Annotated in this window: 23 protein-coding genes; 8 read left to right on the forward strand and 15 right to left on the reverse strand. The window is 36.4% G+C overall.

What is annotated here, in order from left to right:
• Positions 1 to 8 precede the first annotated feature (8 nt).
• A complete protein-coding gene (locus HNS40_RS12480; protein ID WP_172281275.1) occupies positions 9 to 680 on the forward strand; it encodes a tetratricopeptide repeat protein in 672 nt (223 codons plus the stop codon).
• 52 nt (positions 681 to 732) lie between these two features.
• On the opposite strand, the gene HNS40_RS12485 is transcribed toward HNS40_RS12480, so the two are convergent.
• The 6 genes from HNS40_RS12485 to HNS40_RS12510 are packed head-to-tail and all read right to left on the reverse strand — an operon-like array spanning position 733 to position 4,488.
• Positions 733 to 1,269, reverse strand: coding sequence for an ATP-binding protein (locus HNS40_RS12485; RefSeq protein WP_172281277.1), 537 nt, complete (start codon positions 1,267 to 1,269; stop codon positions 733 to 735).
• Between the two features lie 10 nt (positions 1,270 to 1,279).
• Complete coding sequence (locus HNS40_RS12490; protein ID WP_172281279.1) at positions 1,280 to 2,023, reverse strand: PHP domain-containing protein; 744 nt, start codon at positions 2,021 to 2,023, stop codon at positions 1,280 to 1,282.
• The gene (locus HNS40_RS12495; RefSeq protein WP_172281281.1) at positions 2,020 to 2,358 is read right to left on the reverse strand and encodes a DRTGG domain-containing protein; all 339 of its coding nucleotides are present in this window, start codon (positions 2,356 to 2,358) and stop codon (positions 2,020 to 2,022) included. The genes HNS40_RS12490 and HNS40_RS12495 overlap by 4 nt, the downstream gene beginning before the upstream one ends.
• Complete coding sequence (locus HNS40_RS12500; RefSeq protein ID WP_172281283.1) at positions 2,345 to 3,706, reverse strand: [Fe-Fe] hydrogenase large subunit C-terminal domain-containing protein; 1,362 nt, start codon at positions 3,704 to 3,706, stop codon at positions 2,345 to 2,347. The genes HNS40_RS12495 and HNS40_RS12500 overlap by 14 nt, the downstream gene beginning before the upstream one ends.
• Positions 3,707 to 3,714: 8 nt before the next feature.
• On the reverse strand, positions 3,715 to 4,140 hold the full coding sequence (locus tag HNS40_RS12505; RefSeq protein WP_172281285.1) for an ATP-binding protein: 426 nt from the start codon (positions 4,138 to 4,140) through the stop codon (positions 3,715 to 3,717).
• Positions 4,141 to 4,143: 3 nt separating this feature from the next.
• Positions 4,144 to 4,488, reverse strand: coding sequence for a hypothetical protein (locus HNS40_RS12510; RefSeq protein ID WP_172281287.1), 345 nt, complete (start codon positions 4,486 to 4,488; stop codon positions 4,144 to 4,146).
• A 278-nt stretch (positions 4,489 to 4,766) separates the two neighbouring features.
• On the opposite strand from HNS40_RS12510, the gene HNS40_RS12515 reads away from it, so the two are divergent.
• Positions 4,767 to 5,387 (forward strand): hypothetical protein, encoded by a 621-nt coding sequence (locus HNS40_RS12515; protein ID WP_172281289.1) that lies wholly within the window; start codon positions 4,767 to 4,769, stop codon positions 5,385 to 5,387.
• A gap of 267 nt (positions 5,388 to 5,654) precedes the next feature.
• Here HNS40_RS12515 and HNS40_RS12520 read toward each other — a convergent pair whose 3' ends face one another.
• From HNS40_RS12520 to HNS40_RS12535, 4 genes are read right to left on the reverse strand one after another with little or no spacing between them, the layout of a single operon-like run.
• The gene (locus HNS40_RS12520) at positions 5,655 to 6,140 is read right to left on the reverse strand and encodes an NAD(P)H-dependent oxidoreductase subunit E (RefSeq protein WP_172281291.1); all 486 of its coding nucleotides are present in this window, start codon (positions 6,138 to 6,140) and stop codon (positions 5,655 to 5,657) included.
• A gap of 53 nt (positions 6,141 to 6,193) precedes the next feature.
• Positions 6,194 to 7,972 carry an NADH-dependent [FeFe] hydrogenase, group A6 gene (locus tag HNS40_RS12525; protein ID WP_172281293.1) on the reverse strand — a complete coding sequence of 593 codons (1,779 nt, stop codon included), beginning with the start codon at positions 7,970 to 7,972 and terminating at the stop codon, positions 6,194 to 6,196.
• Between the two features lie 12 nt (positions 7,973 to 7,984).
• On the reverse strand, positions 7,985 to 9,778 hold the full coding sequence (locus tag HNS40_RS12530; protein ID WP_172281294.1) for an NADH-quinone oxidoreductase subunit NuoF: 1,794 nt from the start codon (positions 9,776 to 9,778) through the stop codon (positions 7,985 to 7,987).
• Between the two features lie 33 nt (positions 9,779 to 9,811).
• Complete coding sequence (locus HNS40_RS12535; protein WP_172281295.1) at positions 9,812 to 10,207, reverse strand: ferredoxin; 396 nt, start codon at positions 10,205 to 10,207, stop codon at positions 9,812 to 9,814.
• A gap of 514 nt (positions 10,208 to 10,721) precedes the next feature.
• Here HNS40_RS12535 and HNS40_RS12540 point away from each other — a divergent pair.
• The 6 genes from HNS40_RS12540 to HNS40_RS12565 all read left to right on the forward strand — a co-directional run bounded on the left by HNS40_RS12540 (position 10,722) and on the right by HNS40_RS12565 (position 16,392).
• Positions 10,722 to 10,910, forward strand: a complete 189-nt coding sequence (locus HNS40_RS12540) for a hypothetical protein (protein ID WP_172281296.1) — start codon at positions 10,722 to 10,724, stop codon at positions 10,908 to 10,910.
• Between the two features lie 348 nt (positions 10,911 to 11,258).
• Positions 11,259 to 12,011, forward strand: coding sequence for a PKD domain-containing protein (locus tag HNS40_RS12545; protein WP_172281297.1), 753 nt, complete (start codon positions 11,259 to 11,261; stop codon positions 12,009 to 12,011).
• Between the two features lie 171 nt (positions 12,012 to 12,182).
• Positions 12,183 to 13,316 carry a glycosyltransferase gene (locus tag HNS40_RS12550; RefSeq protein WP_172281298.1) on the forward strand — a complete coding sequence of 378 codons (1,134 nt, stop codon included), beginning with the start codon at positions 12,183 to 12,185 and terminating at the stop codon, positions 13,314 to 13,316.
• 191 nt (positions 13,317 to 13,507) lie between these two features.
• Positions 13,508 to 14,536 carry a dehydrogenase gene (locus HNS40_RS12555; protein WP_172281299.1) on the forward strand — a complete coding sequence of 343 codons (1,029 nt, stop codon included), beginning with the start codon at positions 13,508 to 13,510 and terminating at the stop codon, positions 14,534 to 14,536.
• A gap of 1 nt (position 14,537) precedes the next feature.
• On the forward strand, positions 14,538 to 15,227 hold the full coding sequence (locus HNS40_RS12560; protein WP_172281300.1) for a nucleotidyltransferase family protein: 690 nt from the start codon (positions 14,538 to 14,540) through the stop codon (positions 15,225 to 15,227).
• A 148-nt stretch (positions 15,228 to 15,375) separates the two neighbouring features.
• Positions 15,376 to 16,392 (forward strand): NAD-dependent epimerase/dehydratase family protein, encoded by a 1,017-nt coding sequence (locus HNS40_RS12565; RefSeq protein ID WP_172281301.1) that lies wholly within the window; start codon positions 15,376 to 15,378, stop codon positions 16,390 to 16,392.
• Between the two features lie 198 nt (positions 16,393 to 16,590).
• Here HNS40_RS12565 and selD read toward each other — a convergent pair whose 3' ends face one another.
• The 5 genes from selD to selA all read right to left on the reverse strand — a co-directional run bounded on the left by selD (position 16,591) and on the right by selA (position 23,049).
• A complete protein-coding gene (gene selD / locus HNS40_RS12570) occupies positions 16,591 to 17,625 on the reverse strand; it encodes a selenide, water dikinase SelD (protein WP_172281303.1) in 1,035 nt (344 codons plus the stop codon).
• Positions 17,626 to 17,635: 10 nt separating this feature from the next.
• Positions 17,636 to 18,244 carry a sulfurtransferase-like selenium metabolism protein YedF gene (gene yedF / locus HNS40_RS12575; RefSeq protein ID WP_172281306.1) on the reverse strand — a complete coding sequence of 203 codons (609 nt, stop codon included), beginning with the start codon at positions 18,242 to 18,244 and terminating at the stop codon, positions 17,636 to 17,638.
• A 469-nt stretch (positions 18,245 to 18,713) separates the two neighbouring features.
• Complete coding sequence (locus tag HNS40_RS12580; RefSeq protein ID WP_172281308.1) at positions 18,714 to 19,595, reverse strand: hypothetical protein; 882 nt, start codon at positions 19,593 to 19,595, stop codon at positions 18,714 to 18,716.
• Between the two features lie 92 nt (positions 19,596 to 19,687).
• The gene (gene selB, locus HNS40_RS12585; RefSeq protein ID WP_172281310.1) at positions 19,688 to 21,649 is read right to left on the reverse strand and encodes a selenocysteine-specific translation elongation factor; all 1,962 of its coding nucleotides are present in this window, start codon (positions 21,647 to 21,649) and stop codon (positions 19,688 to 19,690) included.
• A complete protein-coding gene (gene selA / locus HNS40_RS12590; RefSeq protein ID WP_172281312.1) occupies positions 21,646 to 23,049 on the reverse strand; it encodes an L-seryl-tRNA(Sec) selenium transferase in 1,404 nt (467 codons plus the stop codon). The genes selB and selA overlap by 4 nt, the downstream gene beginning before the upstream one ends.
• Positions 23,050 to 23,214: the final 165 nt, after the last annotated feature.

Consider the following 23,214-nt stretch of genomic DNA (forward strand, 5'->3'; position numbering starts at 1 on the left):
ATGGATCTATGAAAAGCTTAGTCATCATCTTTCTGTTGATCTTCAGTATTTATTCTTGTCAAAAAACAGATGATGCTATCACTGTTGTGCAGAAGTTTCACTCATTTAAAAAAGGAACAGATCTTAGTAAAGAATATAATTTATTGTCCTATGAAAGTAAATTTTATACTAGTTTAGATATTTATAAGACAGTTTATAGTAACAGAGCTGAGCTTCTTGATACTGCTGACGTATTTATCATTGGAACAACAAGAGAAATAGACTTAGACCATCCTCACAAAAATTTCAAACTTTTCGAGACAGAAGCAACAACCATATTGAAAAACTCCAATGATACTATCCGTAATTATTATTACTGTACAACAAAGAAAGAGGACAATACTTGGAAAATTGTTTGGCTTATATACGTGAATCAAATTGCCAATTCGTATAAAAACGAAGGGGATTATCAAGAAGCACTTAATTGGTATTATGAAATGGTTAGGCTGGATCCCTATTGTTATTATGCATATTTCCAACTTAGCCATTATTACTTCAATAGAGGAGACTATCAATCAGCTAAATCTTATAACGATACAGCTTTTATATTTTCTCCTAAATGGAATACGAAAGAACATATTCGATATAATAAAGTCCTTGAAGATTCTATTAGTAACAAGAGAAACAACTCATGTAAATAGTTCGGATTAAATTTGATTGGGCACTTTCTAAACTTTAAGTACTCAAGGCTCTTTATTCACTCAACAAATTCCCCTCAATCATCTCCTTAATAAACATTTCCACTTCCGGAGTATTTATAGGAAGCCCATCGAGCACTTCTAAGACTTCTTCTGTATCGAAGTGGAATACTACATTAGCATTATTATAATCGAAAATAAAGCGAATATCAGGACAGGAACAACATAGACCAGAAATGACACCTGCAATATCTCCTAATTCTGGCAAATCTAGGTGAGAATGTTGAAAATTCATATCAAGCTCAGTTCCTTTCCCTAATTCCGACTCAATACTAAAACTTCCATTACACTCGTCGGCTCTTTGCTTGATTAAGGGAATGCCCAAACCCACTTTTCTTGTGGTCCGTGTAGTAAAAAATGGATCGGTAATCGATTCCACTTGTTCCTTACTCATCCCACTTCCGTCATCTATAATAGAAATACTCAAACGATCTTTAATAACATCCTCAGAGATTTTTATGGTGATATTTTTTGCTTTTGCTCTGATGGAATTATGAGCGATATCGAGTATATGTAGAGATAAGTCTTTCATTCGTAATTTTCTATTTTGGGATTTCGCAATAACGCCCATCTAATTTCGAAAAGGCTTTTTTCATTTCTTCGAAGTTAGCTTCTTTTAAATAAAAATTAGTAAAAGCACTGGCTATGTCTTCCACATAATGGGCATCGGAGGATTGAATGAAGCTCCTTCCTTTTAAATACGGAAACTGAGAGAGCAATTCTTCTTCACTGCTTCGTTTGCTAATTTCAATGGCTGTACACTTTATATCTGGAGGAATAAAACCCAATTGACTTGTCAAACTAAAAGCGGGTCTATCCACATGAGCAGGTATAAAGAATCCACCATTATGCATCACAAACTCCCCTATCTCGTCTACGTCTTTATCAATGGCATTGATTAATAAATATTCCTCCTCCGAAATGATTTCTTCCTTTTCATTCACCACCAATTGCTCTCCAAAGTATTTTGGATTATTTGGGATTTTGAGGATGTTTTCATCAATAAAATCTTGCAGTAGTTGGAGTTTCTCATCATTGGGCATAAAACATAAAAGATGGGCTTCCTCTTTAGAAGTTAGCTCGGCTCCACAAAGGGTAAAGATATTGACTTTAGCAGCCAAGTCACGCACCAATCTGGCATGTTTGGTAGAATTATGATCAGTAATACCCATGATTTGAATACCGCGCAAATGCGCATGCTCCACTAGTTGAGACGGACTCATGTCCAAATCTCCACAGGGCGAAAGAACCGTATGAAGGTGCAAATCGGCCCTAAACTTGATCATGACTTTTCCATCAATTGATAAATGAGGCCACAGAGTTCAAAAGCAGGTTTATCACTACCTAGAACAGGAAGGTCTTCTTCGTTGCTGGCTTCCAAAGTATCGGCATTGGGTTGGTGATTATTCACCAATAAAATTCCACTCATATCTTTTAAAGCAGCTACTGCCATGGCATTTTTATGAGTTTGGAGTGTAATCCATAATTGATTTTCATCTCCATTCCCCATCACATCGCTTAATAAATCGCTACAATAAACTGATTCAACTAGTTTATCTAATCCTTTTTCACCGGAATAAACCTTCAGTTCTAATTTTTCTACTATATCACGAATAGTCATTTATGGCTCCTTTTTTATTACAATCTTTATCTAATCTATCTTTTCCCCAGATGCTTTCAATAATATTAAAAGCATGCTCTGGGCTTAGGCGGTGATGCTTTTCCATTTCGCGCTGCATAAACACACAATGGGATAAAATGGCATTTCCTTTGGCCACATCCTCGGCCAAAGACTTACAAGTGGGTGCTCCGCAAGCTCCACAATCGAAACCTGGCAAATAGCACATCATCCTGCGTGTTTTATTCATCATTTTCAGTGCTTGACTGGGGTTACTATCCAAAGCCAAAACCGACATTTCTTCTATCTCCTCTAACTGCAAGTCTTTTTTCTCCAATAATAGTTTAGGAAGAGGAGTCTGCTTTTGTTGATTTCCTTCAGCGCGTTTCTTCAAGCTTTCTACACATAAAAATCTATTTTGAGGATTGAGTATTCCTCCAGCACAACCCTGATCACAAGCTTTGAGTTCGAGAAAGTCAATATCTTTAAAATCATCTTTATCGATATTTTCTAAGAATTCTATACTGTGGTTCATCCCATCGATGCTTAAACAACGACCAGAAAGATGATTACTTTCTCCTCCTCGTAAACTCCACCCAACACTTTTCCCACTTAAATGATCTTCAATATCTTCAGCCTCCTCTTCCTCGTTTCCTTGCAAAAGCTGTGTAACTTTATTAAAAAACACATCCATATTGATGCTACCAGTGATAGGAATTTCCTCTTCGTTATGCGCGTTTTTGATGGCTGCTGCTTTAGCGGCACAAGGTGTCACATAGAATATTTGGAACTTGGCATCCTCTCCTTTTTCCTTCTTAATGGAACGAGAAATATGCAAAGCAGAAATATCTACTGGCGATTTAAGATGAGCTATAGAAGAAACTAATTCGGGGAAACGAGTTTGAATGAGTCGAACAATTGCTGGACAAAAGGAAGAAATAGTTTTCTGACCTTTCTTGTCTGATAAATAATTCTCCAACTCTTCGGAAAGGTATTCTACAGACTCTTCTACCTCAAAAACATCATCAAAACCCATTTTTAAGATGGCCTTGGTAATTCGTCTTCTAGAGATGTCTGGAGAAAATTGCCCCCAGAATACTGCAGGTAATAAGGCCACATGAACCGTTTCATCCAGATGAAATTCTGTTAAATCCTCTTTTACAACAATGGCTTTTACTGGACAAACTCGTTCACAATCGCCACAATCTACACACTTTGGATCTTCGAGTGTTGCTTTTCCATTCCAAACACGAAGCGCCTCTGTAGGGCATACTCTCACACAATGCGAACAACCAATACACTGGACTTCGTCAATTTGTATCATGTGATTGAATACCTCGTTTTTTATCATGATAAGTCCTAGCTTTTAAAATATGATGTAATAGTTAAAGTGGTTCCTACTCCTACTATAGATTCTATTTGTAAATCATCGGAATTTTTTTTGATATTGGGCAATCCCATACCAGCTCCAAATCCCATTTGTCTTACCTCCTCTGAGGCGGTTGTATATCCTTTTTTCATGGCCTGATCGATATCAGGAATTCCAGGACCCACATCTGCAAGTATAGCTTTTATTTTTTCTTCGTCGATAAAAACTTCAATCTTACCCCCATTGGCATGAGCAATCATATTCACTTCTGCTTCATAAACGGAGACTACCATTTTCTTAATCACAGCAGCATCGATACCCAACATCTTCAAATTTTTTTTGATATTGCTGCTGGCATTTCCTGCATTAGAAAAATCACCATCTTTAATCGAATATTTCAGTTTTAAAGTTTCCATGTACTAATAAAGAGCTTTTAATCCATTTTGATATAAAATTCCACATACTTTATAAAGAGAAAATGGGGAGGATAATAAAACAATATCATTCTCGTTGGCTAAATCAATCATTTCTTTGGTGACTTCTTTTCCCCTAGCAATAAGTACAATTTCGATATCAGCCATTTCAGCCGTTCGAATACTTTGAGTATTGGCAAGCCCAGTAATGAGTAGAGGTACTTGGTCTTCCAAGGTCAGCACATCACTCATTAAATCGGAGCCAAATGCATATTCAGGAATTGCCACATCGGTACATCCAGTATGCAGCTTAGCCTGAAGGGGTTCTAATAGGTTTTGTATTGTTCGCATTATATATTAAATTTTTCGGGGACAAAGTTAAGGCTTTAGTGGATTATATTGTTCAGATAACACAGATTCTAGGCTAATTTAAAAGGGGTTTAAAGAGGGAAATTAGTTGGAAGTTAGAAGCTTGAAGCAGGAAGAAAAACAACTGAATCAAAATTTCAAATTTTAGAAAAATCATCTATTTACAATTTGGTTCATGTCCAAACTAAAACATTGATTACTTATTCTTTTGAGAGTAATTATGGCTTGATATATTGATTGATAATCACAACATTTTAATAATGAAAAAGTCAATATTAATTCTCATTTTTATTCTTAGTACAATTTCAATCGCTTATTCTTATGATTGCAAAACAAACCTACAATATTCTGAATATGAAAGAGCAGACTATATTTTTACAGGGAGAATAATTGAAGTTAATTATCCCAAAGGATATTATAAGGTTGAGGTAACAGAAAACATAAAAGGTAGTGTTGACGAAATCGCAACCCTTAGCATGGGAAACAAATATTCTTCAACCATACACCCTGAAAGATTTGATTTTTGGCTTATTTATGCATCAAAATATAAAAATGACAGCTTATTTGCAGACTGTTGTGGTCATTCACTTCAATTAACAGGAACACAAAGATATCAATCCCCACCTCCTCCTTACGAAATTATAGTTGACGAAAGATTCCTCCTCAGGAAAATAAATCGTTTGTCACAAAACTTGACTAATAATGAAGAAATTATATCATTAAGATTTCATGTGCAAAATGAAAAAATAGGGGAAATTCTTAACAACCAACAAATCATAATATCCAAATTAGAAAATGATCTATTCTATCAAAAAGGATTTGCTGCCATATTAATAATACTGCTTGTGTTACTTTTGTTCAAAAAAAATACTAAGCCCTAAAATAGGACCTGGGATTTATACTAGAAGCAAACTTTAAGTACTTTAGGCACTTTAGCTCACTTTAAATACTAATTTTATCCCGTACCCTTCGACAGGCTCAGGGTACTTTGAAACAAACTCTAGATCGAAATATTCTTGACCAAATAAAAAATCCCAAGCCATAAAACATGACCTGGGATTTATATTAGAAGTCAACTCTAAGTACCTGTCTGACTGCGCAAGCCAGGCAGGCTTTAGGCACTTTAGTCAACTTTAAGTACTTCTATTCTAAGCATCGTACTCAGCAAGAATTTCTTTAACGCCATCAGGAGCAACACGACCGTAAGTTTTTTCACCTACCAAAACCACTGGAGCCAATCCACAAGCACCCACACAACGTAAGCTACTTAGTGAGAATTTACCATCAGCAGTAGTTTCACCTTGCTTGATTCCTAATTCTTTTTCGAATTCCACCATTACATTTTCTGCACCACGAACATAACAAGCTGTTCCTGTACAAATGCTAATTGGATGTTTTCCCTTAGGCTTCATGGTGAAGAAAGAATAGAATGTAACTACTCCATAAACCTTAGCTAAAGCTACATTTAAGTTCTCGCTTACTACTTCTTGCACTTCTGCAGGTAGGTAACCAAACTCGCCTTGACATTTGTGTAAAACATTGATTAACTCACCTGGCTCGTTGCCGAAAAAGTCACAAATCTCAACGATTTTTGCGATGTCTTTTTCTTTTAATTTTATTTTAGTTTCTGACATTTTTTCAAATTTAAATGATTCTTAATTCGTTAGATTCCTCTAGACTTTAATTACTATTCTTCAATATCTCTTTTGCGTTTGCGATCGAAATAATGAGTATGTAATAATTCGTGTGACAACTCACCACAAGGCTCACCTAAGAATGTTTCATATAATTCTTTGATAGCTGGGTTCTCATGAGATTTTCTGATTGGTTTACCAGCATCTTCACGATATAAAGCAGCAGCACGTTTCTGAAGAATCTCAGAATCGCCATGGTGTAGAGGTTGACCACCACCACCAATACATCCACCAGGACAAGCCATGATTTCAATAGCGTGGAAATGTGATTTACCATCACGAATATCATTTAATAATTTACGAGCATTTCCAAGACCATGAGCAATACCAATCTTAACTTCTAAACCATCGAAGTCAACACTACCAGCTCTGATACCTTCCATACCTCTTAATTGTTTAAGGTCAACTTTTTCTAAAGTTTTACCAGTATGAACTTCATAAGCAGTACGAGCAGCAGCTTCAATTACACCACCTGTAGCACCAAAGATAACACCCGCTCCAGTAGATTCGCCCATTGGCTGGTCGAAATCACTTTTCTCAAGGGTATTTAAGTCCATATTAGCTTGCTTAATGAGATGAGCTAATTCGCGAGTAGAAATAGAGAAATCAACATCAGGATTTCCGTTTACTTTAAACTCGTCACGTTGAGCTTCATATTTCTTAGCTAAACAAGGCATGATAGAAACCACAACCATATCTTCGCGCTTAATTCCTAATTTTCCTGCAAAATAAGTTTTAGCAATAGGGCCAAACATTTGCTGTGGAGAACGTGCTGTTGAAGGAATGTCCTTCATATCTGGGAATTGAGTTTCGAAGAAATTAACCCAACCTGGACAGCAAGAAGTTAATATAGGAAGTTTCACATTCTTATCACCTGCTAAATGTGCATTTAAACGACCTAATAGCTCAGTACCTTCTTCCATAATGGTAAGGTCGGCAGCAAAGTCAGTATCAAATATGTGATCGAAACCAAGACCTCTTAAAGCAGTTACCATTTGACCAGTAACTAAAGTTCCAGCTTCCATTCCAAACTCTTCACCAAGTGCAGCTCTAACAGCAGGAGCAGTTTGTACCACAACAGTTTTTGTTGGGTCGGCAATTGCTCTAATCACTTGAGGAGTGTGGTCTACTTCTGTTAATGCAGCAGTAGGACATACAGCTACACACTGCCCACAGTAAGTACAAGTACTGGCTTCTAAGTTCATTTCGAAAGCTGTACCAACAGCTGCTTCAAAACCACGGTTGATAGCAGAAAGCGCACCAACAGTTTGGACTTCGTTACACATGGTTTCGCAACGACGACACATGATACATTTATCAAGGTTACGAATAATACTTGGAGAAGTGTCTAAACGGTATGACGACATTTCGCAAGTAGTTTCATTAGGAATTTCACGAACTCCTAATTTTTGCGCCATATCTTGCAAGTCACAATGACCCGATTTAGAACAAGTTAAACACTCTTTTGGGTGATCACTTAAAATGAATTCCATAACAGTACGACGAGCGTTAATCACTCTCATTGTATTGGTACGAACAACCATTCCGTCATCTGCTTTTGTAGAGCAAGAAGGAGCCAAATTTCTACGGCCTTCTACTTCTACAACACAAATTCTACAACCACCAGGTTTATTTTCGATATCTAAATGCTCCAAATTCATGTAACACAAAATTGGGATTTCGATATTTAATTTTTTAGCTGCGTGATAAATAGTAGTACCTTTTTCTACTTCTATCACTTTATTATCTATTGTTAATTTGATCATGTCCATTTTCGAGCCTCCTTATATTAATTCAATGGCGTTAAACTTACACTTGTCCATACATGCTCCACATTTGATACAAATGCTTTGGTCGATGAGATGAACCTCTTTCTTTTCACCAGAAATACAACCTACAGGACAAACTCTAGCACAAGCTGTACAGCCTACACATTCCTCATCAATAATATTGTATTTCAATAATGACTTACACTGTCCAGCTTCACACTTATGATCTGATACGTGAGCTAAAAACTCATCATAAAAATTATCAAGCATTGATAAAACTGGATTTGGAGAAGTTTGACCTAATCCACAAAGAGAAGTATCCTTGATGACATTACTCATATTTTTAAGTAAATCTAGATCATGCATGGTCCCTTTTCCTTCAGTAATTTTATGTAGTGTTTCGTGTAATCTTTTGTTACCAATTCTACATGGAGCACATTTACCACAAGATTCTTCAACAGTAAATTCTAAGTAGAATTTAGCCATTGCTACCATACAATCGTCTTCATCCATAACAATCATACCACCAGACCCCATCATAGAGCCAGCTGCTATCAAGTTATCAAAGTCAATTGGAGTATCTAAATGCTTTTCCGTTAAACATCCACCAGAAGGACCACCGGTTTGAACGGCTTTAAATTTCTTGCCATCTTTAATTCCACCACCAATTTCGAAAATAACTTCTCTTAGTGTAGTTCCCATTGGTACCTCAATAAGACCAACATTATTAATCTTACCAGCTAAAGCAAATACTTTAGTTCCTTTAGATTTTTCAGTTCCAATAGAAGAGAACCATTCAGCTCCCTTAAGGATAATCGCTGGAATGTTAGCGAAAGTCTCAACGTTATTTACGTTTGTTGGCTTTCCATTATAGCCAGATTCTGCTGGGAATGGAGGCTTAACAGTTGGTTCACCTCTATGACCTTCCATAGAATGGATAAGTGCAGTTTCTTCACCACAAACGAAAGCACCAGCTCCGTATCTTAGTGTGATATCGAAATCAAATCCAGTTCCAAGAATGTCTTTTCCTAATAAACCATATTCACGAGCTTGCTTAATAGCCACGTGTAATCTCTCAATAGCTAGAGGATACTCAGCCCTAATATAGATAATACCTTCATCTGAACCCATGGTATAACCACAGATAGCCATAGCTTCTAATACAGAGTGTGGGTCACCTTCTAAAATAGAACGATCCATAAAAGCACCTGGGTCACCTTCATCGGCATTACAAACTACATATTTCTTATCGGCTTCGTTTTGGGCAGCAAACTGCCATTTTAGACCAGTTGGGAATCCCCCTCCTCCTCTACCGCGAAGACCTGATTTTTTAATGATATCGATAGTTTGCTCTGGAGTATACTCTGATAATACCTTTCCTAAAGCTTCGTAACCATCGGCTGCGATATACTCATCTACCACTTCTGGATTAATGAAACCACAATTTCTTAATGCGATACGGATTTGTTTCTTATAGAAATCCATATGCTTACTATCTGGTTCTGTTACTCCTTTATTAGGATCAACATATAATAAGCTTTCAACTTTACGACCTTTGATGATATGCTCATCAATAATCTCAGTAACGTTCTCAGGCTTCACCTCTGTATAGAAAGTGTTGTCTGGTAACATTTTTACAATAGGCCCTTTTTCACAAAAGCCAAAACAACCGGTAATGACCACCTGAACTTCTTCGTCCAGATTTCTATATTCCAGTTCTTTCTTCATTTTTTCAACTATGGTATCGCTTTGAGAAGCACGGCAACCTGTTCCGCCGCAAACCATCATATGCATTTTATATTCTGACATTAGCTTTGTTTTTCTGATTAATAAACCTATTGACTATTCATTAATGTTTTGATAGTTTGGAGGAATGATACCGTCCAACAACTCACCTTGCTTGATATACTTCTCAATGATTTGGTCAGCCTTTTTCACATCAACATAACCAAAAACAATAGGATCTTTACCAGGAACCAAAACTTCTACAGTTGGTTCAGCATAGCAATATCCCATATCGCCTACCTGAGTAGTAATACCATTTATATTTCTTTTGGCCATTTCTTCGGTGAAGTAATGATATACTTCTTTGGCTCCACTGGCGATGCCGCTAGTGGCCATACCTACTCTAATCTGGACTACTGATTCAGGATTTTCTGCGTTCTCCCTGAGTTGGATTTTCGATTGCAGTTCACTCTTCATTGCTCGTAAATCTGCTAACGTTTTAACTTTTGCCATTGTAATTATATTTATTTCGTATTTGATTCTATTTAAGCGCTTGTTATTCTACTAACAATTGGGCAAAATTAGTTTCAAGAATCGTATACTCCAAACAACTTTGTTATATTTTTCACAATATTGAGCTTTTTGATAGAATTTATATATAATCCAAATAAGAATCACTGTAACATACTGATTGACTGAATACTTTTGTAATTTAAAACGAGTTAAAATATTTTTGATTTTCTAAGTAAAAAACGCATGAAATGAGTAATAATGCACGGAAATAATAAATATCTATCAAAATCTATATTTAAAACCCGATACATGATATGAATTTTATCCCGAGAAAATAGCCAAATAGAATATTGATATCACGATAATCAAGCTTCAATCTTCACAGAACTAATTGAATCAAGATAGATTACAGCTCTTTTTTAACAGTTTTGGGGCCAATCTTTCCTTGATATTTACGATATTCCTGTTATCTTTGAGAAATAATTTACAAAGTTCTAATTTTAATTTAAGCCTTATGAAAAAACTTTTACGTTTTGCTTTTGTCATGCTGGCTGCGTTAACGATGAACACATCGTTTGCACAAACACCATTGACTGAAGCGGTGGACTTTACAGCCACCGACACAGAAGGTCACACATGGAATCTCTTCGATTTATTAGATGAAGGTAAATATGTTGTGATTGATTTTTTCTTTACTACTTGAGCGTATTGCCCAGCATCAGTACCCCTTCTCAATGCAACCTATGAACATTTTGGTTGTGGAGATTATGATGTAACAATATTATCCGTTGATAACGGAGACACAGACGCACAAGTCATTGCCTATGATGAAAACCTAGGTGTACTTTATCCTTCAATTAGTGGAATAGATGGTGGTGGAAATGCCATCTGCTCTTCCTACCAAATTGGAGCTTACCCAACACACATTATCATTGCTCCAGATCACACTATCATTGCACAAGACATTTGGCCTGTTTCAAGTCCCAGTGACTTTATCGATCCATTAGAAGCTGCTGGCTGTGAAGCTAACGATTGTGATGGTGGAAGTACAATGACTGCAGATTTTGAAGCAGACATGACTGATCCTTGTGCTGGAAGTACAGTAACGTTTACAAATAATTCATTTGGAGACATTACTACTTATGCTTGGGTATTCGAAGGCGGAGAGCCTGCTACTTCTGATGAAGAAAACCCAGTTGTAACTTATGAAACTCCTGGAAGTTATGATGTAACCCTTACAGTTTCTAACGACGTAGAAGAAGATGAAACTATAATGGAAGGGTATATTACTGTTATGGATTTAACTGCTAGTTTTGAAGCCGACGAAGTGGATATTTGCGATACTGAAATGATTCAGTTCTCTAGCTCCACAACTTGTTCAGAAGAATTACAGTGGACGTTTGAAGGTGGAGACCCTGCTACTTCTGATGAAGCAAACCCATCGGTCACTTATCATACTGCTGGAACTTATTCAGTGACTCTATCTGCTATAAATGGCGATAATGAAGTTGAAGTGATTGAGGAATCTTATATCACAGTTCACAATTGTACTGGTATTGGTTCTTTAGCATTAAATAAAATGAGAATTTCTCCAAACCCAGGTGATGGAAACTTCCAAGTGAATCTTCCAAAAGCAGGTAATTTTGAAGTTCAAGTTTATGATATCGCTGGACATATAGTTTATACCACTACCTTAACTTCTGAAAACAACAGCTTAAATATCTCTAATTTAACAGATGGTATTTATGTGATTAGTGCCAATAATGGCCTTACACAATTCAAAGAAAGAGTTGTTATTAAATAAATGAAAATTGGTCTCCTATCAGGATACCATTTCAAATATATGGAGGAGTTTGATTTATTCAGACTCCTCTTTTTTATGCAAAAAACTTGAATTCACTAAATCACATCTCTGCCAAAACCTATTTGGTTTTTCACTACTTTTACCGCCCATATTAAGCAAGACAAAAAGAATATGAATATAGTGATACTCGGAACTGCTTTTCCCTTTCGTGGTGGATTGGCTGTTTATAATGAACGATTGGCCAAAGCATTTCAAGAAGAAAATATCCAAGTTAAAATTCATACCTTCAAATTACAATATCCTTCCATCCTTTTTCCTGGAAAAACACAATATGCTGATTGGGAAGGTCCAAAAGACTTAGATATTGAAGTCTCAGTCAACTCCATCAATCCATTTAACTGGCTGAATGTTGGAAAGAAGATAAAAGAGATGAAGCCTGATATTCTGATCATGAAATATTGGCTTCCTTTTATGGCTCCTTGTTTTGGCTCTATTGGTAGAATCGTGAAAAAGAACAAACATACCAAAGTGATTTCCATCCTCGATAATATCATTCCTCATGAGAAAAATATTGTGGATCGTATTTTCTCAAAATATTTTGTAGGAGGAGTGGATGCTTTTGTTGGAATGTCGAAGAGCGTACTGAGTGAGTTAAATCAGTTTAATACAACTAAACCTCGTGCTTTTTGTCCTCATCCTCTTTATGATAATTTTGGCAAGAAAGTATCAAAAGAGGAGGCCATTAAAAAATTAAATCTCGACCCAAAACAGAAATATGTTTTATTTTTTGGTTTAATACGCGATTACAAAGGCCTCGACTTATTAATTGAATCGTTTTCGAAGAAGGATTTTGCTAAAGAAAATATCAAGTTAATTGTAGCTGGGGAATTCTATTCAGATCAGGAAAAGTATACTAAGCTTATAAAAGAGTTGAATTTGGAAGAACAAGTTATTCTAGCCAACAAGTTTATTCCAGATCCTGAAGTTGGATTGTATTTTGGAGCTGCAGATATTATTGCACAACCTTACAAAACAGCCACTCAAAGTGGGGTGACGCAAATAGGATATCACTTTGAAAAACCTATGCTGGTAACTAATGTTGGTGGTTTAGCAGAAATCATCCCAGATGAGAAGGTGGGCTACGTGGTAGAACCAAAACCACAAGCCATCGCTGACAAGCTATTTGATTTCTTTGCTAAAAATAGAGCCGAAGATTTTAATAAAAACTTGCTACAAGAAAAGAAAAAATACGAATGGTCAACCATGACTAAAACTATATTAGATTTGTATCAGGAAATTCAATAAAAAAGAAAAAATTGTCTACGCATTGAGTAGAGAATTGTCATCGACTTATTTCTTAGCCAGCATGCATCTAAGCAAGATTAAAAAACATGTCAATTTAATTGACGATATTCCTATAAACTATTTTAAATTTGCCTCAAGTTCTATTAGAATATCATAAGAACTAACAAAAACATACAGCATAATAAGACAAGATGATTATAAGAAGTAAAGCACCATTACGATTAGGATTAGCAGGCGGAGGCTCTGATGTATCTCCCTATTCCGATATTTATGGAGGAGCCATTTTAAATGCCACCATCAATATGTATGCACATGCTACTATTGAGGAAAGAAATGATGGGAAAATCGTTTTAAATTCTGAAGATAAAGGCGAATATATTGAGCTAGAAAGTATAGAAGAATTAGAGATTAATGGCGAACTGGATTTGCTCAAAGGAATCTATAACCGAGTGGTGAAAGACTTTACAAAGAAAGCCCTATCTTTTACATTAACTACCTATGTCGATGCACCTCCTGGTTCTGGACTAGGAACCTCCTCCACTTTGGTTACCGCTATTCTAGGTGCTTTTGTAGAATGGTTAAAATTACCTCTTGGAGAATATGATTTAGCACATCTAGCTTATGAAATTGAGCGAATAGACTTAGACATGGCAGGCGGAAAACAAGACCAATATGCGGCTACTTTTGGAGGAGTTAACTTTATGGAATTTTATGGTGATGATAAAGTAATAGTGAATCCATTGCGCATAAAACCTACCATTCTAAATGAATTGGCTCACAATCTGGTTTTGTATTATACAGGAACAAGTAGAGTCTCTGCTCAAATTATTGAAGCCCAACGTAGCAATGTGAATCAGAAGAAACAGACTTCTATCGACGCCATGCACAAGATTAAACAACAAGCCACCAGCATGAAAGAAGCCTTACTAAAAGGTGAATTAGAAAAAATTGGAGAAATTCTAGACTTTGGCTGGCAGCATAAAAAGAAAATGGCAGATAATATCACCAATTCTGAAATTGACCATTTATACGATAGCGTAATAAAAGCCGGAGCCAATGGCGGTAAAGTGAGTGGCGCAGGAGGTGGAGGCTTTATGTTCTTCTATTGCCCAAAGAACACACGTCATCAGGTAATTAGAGCCTTAGATGATATCGGGGGCAATGTAAAGCGTTACGAGTTCGTCACTCAAGGATTACAAACCTGGACCATAGATTCATAGTATGATCAAAGAAGCCATCATTTTAGCAGGAGGATTGGGCACCAGATTAAAAGGTGTAGTTAATGATATTCCAAAACCAATGGCTCCGATCAATGGCATCCCCTTTTTGAAATATTTACTAGAGGATGTTCATCAATATGGAATTGAGCGAATCATTTTAGCGGTAGGTTATAAATGGGAAGTGATTCAGGACTATTTTGGTCAAGAGTTTATGGGTATGAAAATCATTTATGCCATAGAGCATGAACCGCTTGGAACCGGAGGAGGCATTAAGAATGCTATGGCCCATTTACAAAATAAAGATTTCTTCTTACTCAATGGCGACACCTTTTTCAAAGTAGATTTGAGAGCTTTGGAAACCCATTATCAAGATACTCAATCTGACCTTTGTCTTTCACTAAAAGCTATGACAAACTTCGACAGATACGGAACAGTGACTTTAAAAGGAAATCAAATCATAGCTTTCCAAGAGAAAAAACAAATGGAGGAAGGATTGATTAATGGTGGAGTTTATGCTTTGAATACAAGCATCTTTGAATTAGCCAAAGACCAAAAGAAATTCTCCTTTGAAACCGATATTATGGAATCTGGCTTGGAGCAATTTAAAGTTCAGGGCTTTATTTCTGAAGCTTACTTTATAGATATCGGAATTCCGGAGGATTATTTACAAGCTCAGATGGATATAAAATAGAAAGACAAGATTACAAGCTCTATAGTTGGAAGGCGGAAGCAGTTCACTTCATGCTTCAAACTTCATGCTTCAAGCAATAATATCGAACATATCTAGGAGATAATTAATATTTCAAAACACAAGTCGAAAAATAATTGAGAATATAAAAATGATACTAGTAACAGGAGGAACAGGATTAGTAGGCGCACATTTACTTTTTGATCTTTTACAAAAAGAAGACAAAGTCTGTGCTATAAAAAGAAGCCACTCCTCTTTAAATCAAATAGAAAAGATATTCTCATTTTATTCCTCCGACCCCATAAGCCTCCTTGCTAAAATAGAATGGAGAGAAGCTGAATTATTAGACTACTTTTCCCTTGAGGAGTCTTTAAAAGGAATTACACAAGTTTATCATTGTGCCGCCATGGTTTCTTTTAAGAAGAAAGACAAGCAAAAAATGATGACTGCTAATATTGAAGGAACAAAAAACCTGGTCAATGCTTGTTTATACCACAAGATTCAGAAGTTGGTTCATGTGAGTTCTATTGCCGCTCTAGGGAGAGCAGAAGCTGGAGAAAGTGCCAGCGAAAAAACACCTTGGAAAGATAGCGATAAGGATTCGCCTTATTCTATTAGCAAATACCAGTCGGAAATGGAAGTTTGGAGAGGAATTGCTGAGGGACTAAATGCTGTCATCGTAAACCCCTCTGTTATTTTAGGCCCTGGCGATTGGAGTAAAGGAAGCCCTTCATTCTTTAACATGATGGCCAAAGGTATGAAGTATTATAGCCACGGAATGAATGGCTACGTTTATGTGAGAGATGTGACCAGAGCCATGATTGAGCTCATGGAATCTGATATCAATGGAGAACGATTTGTTTTAAACGGAGAAGATCTCACTTACCTAGAATTTTTTAATATGATGGCCAAAAGCCTCAACAAACCATTTCCTAGTATTGAAGCAAAAGCTTGGATGATGAATTTGGCATGGAGAGGAGCCTATATAAAAGGCTTAATCACCCGAAAAACACCTGAACTCACGAAATCTACAGCGCGTTCGTTTATGAGTTCCTATAGTTATTCGAGTGAGAAAATAGAGAAGTCCATTAGTTTTGAATTTACTGCGTTGCAAAAAGCGATTATGCTGATAGGAGATTGCCATTTGAAGGACAAGAATGTTCTATGATTAAAACTATCACGCAAAGCCGCGAAGGCGCAAAGTCATTATGATAGTAAAAAAGTTCGATATCCGACCACTTGTTAGCCACTAATGCACGAATTAGAATAAAACAACGGTAGTTTCTATTTTCACGAATAAACCCAGAGCTGATTCGTTTAACGAATTAACTTTACGGACTTTAGGCACTTTATGAACTCAAAGTACTTAAGACACTTCCACTAAGAAATCACCCTTAGCTTTTACTTCTCCCACAACAGCAGAATGGGGATAAACTGAACTTCTCAAATCTTGAAGTATATCATTTACAGCATCTTTTGGGACACACATCAATAATCCGCCTGAGGTTTGAGCATCGTGAATGAGCATTTTGTGCTCGTAAACTACCTCATCGCTAAAATGACAAAACTCTTCAACAAATTCTTGATTTCTAAAGCAAGCACCAGGCAAGCAACCCAGCTCTGCCAATTCGAAAGCCCCTCCGAGTAAGGGAATATCTTTTGTATTCAAATGCAAACAGACTTCGCTGGCTAAGGCTAGTTTATAGGCATGACCAATTAAACCAAAACCAGTGACATCGGTAGCGCATTTTACTCCATATTTCTGCATCACTTCGGCACCTTCTTTATTCAGAAGCTTCATATTATCCAAACAAGCTTGATAATCTTCTTGATTAACCTCCCCTATTTTTTTGCCGGCCAAAATCACACCGGCACCAATGGGCTTGGTAAGTATTAAAACATCACCTGGCTTTCCATTAGAATTGGTAATCACTTTATCTGGATGAACCAATCCACTCACTGCCAAACCATATTTGGGCACCTTATCAGTGATGGTATGACCTCCGACTAAATAACCGCCAGATTCAATTACTTTATCCTGACCTCCTCTAATGATTTCTTTCAATGCTTCCATAGGTTTATCAGCAGGAAACTCTAATATATTCATGGCAGTAATCACCTTGCCTCCCATGGCATAAACGTCACTCAAAGCATTGGCTGCCGCTATTTGGCCAAACTCATAAGGATCGGAACAAACTGGAGGAAAGAAATCAGTAGTTTGAATGAGTGCCGTTTCTTCGTTTATCTTATAGACACCAGCATCATCGTGGGTACTAATATCCACCATTAATTCAGGGCCTGTAATATGAGGCAAATCGGCTAAAGCTTTATCTAATTCTTTGGCAGGAAGCTTGGCTGAGCAGCCACCTTCTTGTCCTGAGGCTAATAAATCGTAAGTCATAATTTAAGTCTTAAGGATAAATGATATTGCCAGCAGCTGTGATTTTCTCTAAAATATCCAGCATGTTTGAAATCCGACCAACACCAACCTCATCCATTTTATTATAATACTCGAGGCAAGTACCACAAATATGAATCTCCACACCCATCTTTTCAAGTTCTAGCAAAGGTTCTAATACGATAGAATCTTTTAAAACCAAATGAATTCCAATATTAGCAAACACAATAGCAGATGGTAGTTTAGAAACATTGGGTAAAGTATTGAAAAAACCTGTTAAAAGAATTTTTCCAAGCTTTTCATCACCATCCCCAAAAGTTTCTTTTTTCACGCAAACCATGTAATCGCCTTTGTTTGAAGTGGGAATTTCACAATATTCTTCTGGAGTACTTTGCTCAAAGCTTCCTCCTTTTTTCACTACCAGAATCTCGTAAACTCCATTATCCTGGTTTACTTGTACTTCCATTTTATTATCGGAGAGAAATCGACTTACATTAAACTTGGCACTTTCATTATCTACAAGAATTTGTAGTGTTTCAGACTCCTCCATATCCAGAAGTGCCTTTTTTGTCATGATTAAAGGTTGAGGACATAGCTTTCCTTTAGCATCTATTGTTTTCATGGATATATTTTTTGGTGATTATGTGCTGGCAAAAGTAAGCTAATAGGGATTAGGATCAAATTGTGGGCTTATTTCCGTTTTGATGAGTTTTTGAGCTGTGGGAGAATATAGGTCGGGTTTAAATCTAGCTAATGAGAGATAAACACTTTCTTTTTTACCTAGATCGCCGCTCTACTTCCCGTTTCAAATCTAAGATGGTTCTGGCGGCTCTATAAAAATCTACGCTGTAGATTTTCTATAAATATTGCGCTCCTCTGGAGCTTTGAAAAAATATTTATTTCTGAAAATAGCAATTATTGAAACACAATTTATTCGTTCGAAAAACTAGCAAAAGAGCTCCAGAGGAGCGAAATCTCTATAAAAACAAGTAAGAAATGAAAATTTTTAAGCCGCCAGTTTTATAGCTCAAATAGGAATGAAAGGAATGCGGCGATATCTTAAATTTAGAAGCCATAAAAACATTCAGGCTTCACTTCCAAATACCTTTATAATCCGGTATACGGTACTTTCCATTATACATGATACTATCACGATTGTTATGTATTTCGGCTTCAGAACCAATATTAAACCATAACACATTTCCAGAAACGTCTTTACCCACTAGCTTATTAAGTTGTTTCCTGGGCTCTTGATTAAAACCTTCCATAATAGCCATGAAACCTTGCTCTTCCTTTCCTTTCTTCAGTTCACATTTAGCAATTATTGGAAAAAGAATTAATTCTCCATTTGGGCTTTGCTGATAGACTTCAAACTGATTAAAGGCCATTTTTTCAATATCTTCTTGGCCTTGAGAAAATAGAATATTCGAACCATTCTTAAAAGTAAAAACTCTATTACCCAATTTATCAAAAGTCACTTCATTTCCATCTTTTTGAGAAAATGCAATCAGGAAGATTCCTATCTGGTTTTCTGGGACAATGATAATATCTTTCTTTAAGTTATTAATTTGAGAATTACTTTCTTCTAAGTTCTGACTATTAATCACTTTTCGCAAGGCAGTTACTTCATCAATTCGGAAAGAATCAATATAGGTCTTATAATTACAACAAACCATTATGTCTTCCCTAGGCATCAAAAGAAGTTTATCAATCATTCCATCTTCAGAAAATAAGAAAATGGAGTCTTCGGATATTCTATAATGATAGCTTTGAGTTAATCTAAACTTATCTCTAAGTGTCCAAAAGAGTGAATCTGGACTAATTGAAACCCCTAATTTAGAATTAAAGCCACCAACCCAATCTCCATAAATCATATCAATACTTAATGGTTTTTCTTTAGCCTGATTACAACTTGAAAAAACAATTAACACAAAGGAAATCAGAATAGGAATGTTTTTGATGTTTTTTTTCATTTCAAATGATTTAGGGAATACTTAAGCATTCTTATAACGTTATAAGAAATATTTTATTATTCCCCAATATTACTTAGAGCAACCAATCAAAATCACATACTAAGTATTCTCAATCCAAACTCCGTAATTTGCGTCCTATAGTTTTCCTTTTTATGTTCTGAAGTAATGAGTATTTTCTCTGCTTCAAACATTTCTATCAAAAAAGGCAACATTTTCTTTGACAAACCTGTTTCCTGCTTTAGTGGTTGAAGGAATAAGCCCTCTTTATGATTGGCTAAAACCTGAAGTAATTCCTTGCGATATTTCATGACCAAAGAAGCATGGGCATATTCATTTTTATAATAACTCAGTTTACCATTTTGAATGAGGAAATCAATATAAGAAGCCAATTTGTCTTTACTTATCATTCTTTGATAGGCAGCCTGATTGATATCCACATAGATGGGTTTTTGAGGACCATAATCTTTTATAGTTTGCTCTAACCACTCTATATCTGCTTTTTCTTTTTTACTCAACTTGACTTCATGCGAAGACAAAGCCCAAGTCATAGCAATGGATTTTATATGTTTATCCTCCTCCATTTTTAATAATAAATGAGGAAGGTATTCTTTGAAAACTTTGTTTTTATTTAAACCTAACTTTCCTAGAAGTTCCAATTCGTTTAAACCCTTGGTGAGCATGGGGTTTTTCTCATGAAATTCTAGTATTAAAGCTTTTACTTTTTTAATGATTTCCCATTCCGCTATTTCCGCCATATAGATATGATTGGGATATAGAGAAATGCCTTTCAAATTTTTATCTTCTTGGAGCAAATCCTCTTCTGTCATCTTTAATTTATCTTTCAATAAATGTAGATTTAGAGGAAGGTTTTCTTTCTTAAGCTCGATGAGAATCAGCTCTGCCGTTTTTCCTTCATTGAGGATTCCATCGACGAGTAATTCCAGTGATTGGAGTAGCTTTTTGGTTCTTTTACGGTGATGCAAAGGTTTGGCATCGATGATAATTCCTCCTCCTATGCTCTTATCGCCAGAGGAGTTTCTTAAGATGAATTTATCTTTATGAATCAATACACTTTCTTTCTCCAAAACCAATTGAACTAGCCCAGACTCCCCAGGTTTGAGTTTATCTTTGTCGAGTAAATGCATCCTTGCTTGAGTATCGAAAGTACCTGAATGAAAAACTACTGTTGACCAAATACCCAAATCCACAGAATTCTCAAATAAGGTGATATAAGCATCTATCATCAAGGTATTTTCCAATTCTTGATTACTCAAAAGCATGCCTCTTTCAAAATCATCGGGTTTTAATCCAGTCAAGTTAAAAGCGGCTCTATCTCCAGCCACCACTTTCTCCACCTTTTTTCCATGACGCTGGATTCCTCTTAATCGTAATTTATCTTTATTTCCAGGCAAGAGAAAAACCTCTTCTTCCACTTCAATTTCTCCATTTAAAACAGAACCCGTTACCACAGAACCCATTCCTTTTACCGTAAATATTCTATCGATAAACATGCGGAAGAATTGGTCTTGTTTTTGAGTTTCTATTTGAGGTATTATATTTTCTATTTCTTGCTTCAACTCATCAAGTCCTTGTCCACTTATACTACTCACTCCTACTATTGGGGCTTCTTCAAACTCCGTTCCCTCGAGCCACTCCATAATCTCCAGCTTGGCCAATTCAGCAATTTCTTCATCCACCAAATCAATCTTATTCAGCGCAATGATGGCTTTCTTCACTTTTAAGGCTCTGATGATATTAAAATGTTCTTTGGTTTGTGGCATCACGCCAGAATCAGCAGCAATCACCAGTAAAACGAAGTCGATGCCACAAGCGCCTCCTACCATAGTATTTATAAAATCTTTATGACCGGGGACATCGATAATACCCACAGAATGACCCGATGGCAAATCGATATGAGAAAATCCCAGATTGATGGTGATTCCCCTCTCCTTTTCTTCTTTGTGGGTATCACAATCTATATTTGTTAAAGCTTTAATCAGCGAAGTTTTCCCATGATCCACATGGCCCGCTGTCCCCATTATTAAATGCTTCATAAACCTAATTTTTTATATGCCTTTTTGATTAATTCGGCTACATCATCTAAATCTTTCTCTTGCAGGCAGAGTAAATCAACATATATGCTTCCACTCTTTAAATTGGTCAATAGCGCAGGCTTTTGATTCAACAATTCATGATAGAATTGTTTTCCTGTACTTTTTCCTTTTCCTAAATTTAGTTTCACAGAATAGGAATCCAAAACTAGATCGGGTAAAGTTCCCCCACCATATTGACCTTTGCTGGGTTCTATGCTGCTAGAGATACTCTTTTTAGCCAATAAACTTTGTAAATATTCTGAGGATTCTTTTCTTTCAAGCTTTGGTGTATTTAAGGTTCTAAAGAGCACATTATGTTTGAACAGATCCTGATCGTTGAGATAGTAAGAACAAGCCTTTTCGAGTATGGCGAGTGTGGTTTTCCCAACCCTTAAGGCGCGCATCATGGGCTCCTTTTTCAGTTTTTGGATGAACTCCTTTTTACCGGCAATTATGCCAGCCTGAGGACCACCAAGCAGCTTGTCGCCACTAAAGCAAATCATATCGACTCCTGAGGCTAAAGCTTGCTTCACGTCCGGCTCGTTCATCAAAGCCTTCTCGTCTACTTTCCTTAACAAGCCTGAGCCTATATCGTAGACTGTTGGAATATCATACTTCTTTCCCAATCCGGAGAGCTCCTCTAAAGAAAGCTCCTGAGTAAAACCTTTAATTACATAATTAGATGTATGAGTTTTAAAAAGCAAAGCTGTATTTTCATTGATGGCTTTTTCATAATCTGCCACCTTGGTTTTGTTGGTTGCTCCTACTTCTACCATTCCACAATCTGATGCCGCCATAATTTCTGGAATGCGAAAAGAACCGCCTATCTCTATCAATTCTCCTCGTGATACTATAGCTTCTTTTCCTCTACCAAAGGCTCGAAGAATCAACATAACAGCAGCGGCGTTATTATTTACTATCACTATATCTTCGGCACCGGTCAGGTATTTTAAAATTTCGCTGGCATGATCGTTTCTTTGTCCTCGGCTTCCTTTCGCCAGATTAAACTCTAGATTATTATAGCCTTTCAACACGTCGAAGACCTCCTCTAAAAGTTCTTCTCCATAGGGAGCTCTTCCGAGATTGGTATGGATAATAATTCCTGAACCATTCAATATGGGTTTCAAACTTCGCTCTGCAATTTTCTGAATACGAGAAACACATTCTTCTCCAATATTGTCCATGTTTAAAGATTCCTCTCCAGCTAAAATCTGTCGCCGATAATTACTAATCACCTCTCGAATAACAGCAGTCACCAAGTTCTTACTGTATTTTTTAATCAACGGCTTTATGCTAGCATATTGCAAAACCTTATCTACTCCTGGGAGATTTCTTATTTGTTGGGAAGAGAAATTCGTCATATTGATAGCTTATTAACTGAAGTTTCGCACCGTTATATACTGAGCATTTTAGAGAAAAAATGCAGCATGAAACCTTGGGAATCCCTTGGTTTTATTGTATCTTTAGGTTACCACACAAAAAGTACAAAACATGCTACATTACGAAGATATCTCAAAAACAGAAGA

This window comes from Lentimicrobium sp. S6, assembly GCF_013166635.1.
GTDB lineage: Bacteria > Bacteroidota > Bacteroidia > Bacteroidales > UBA12170 > UBA12170.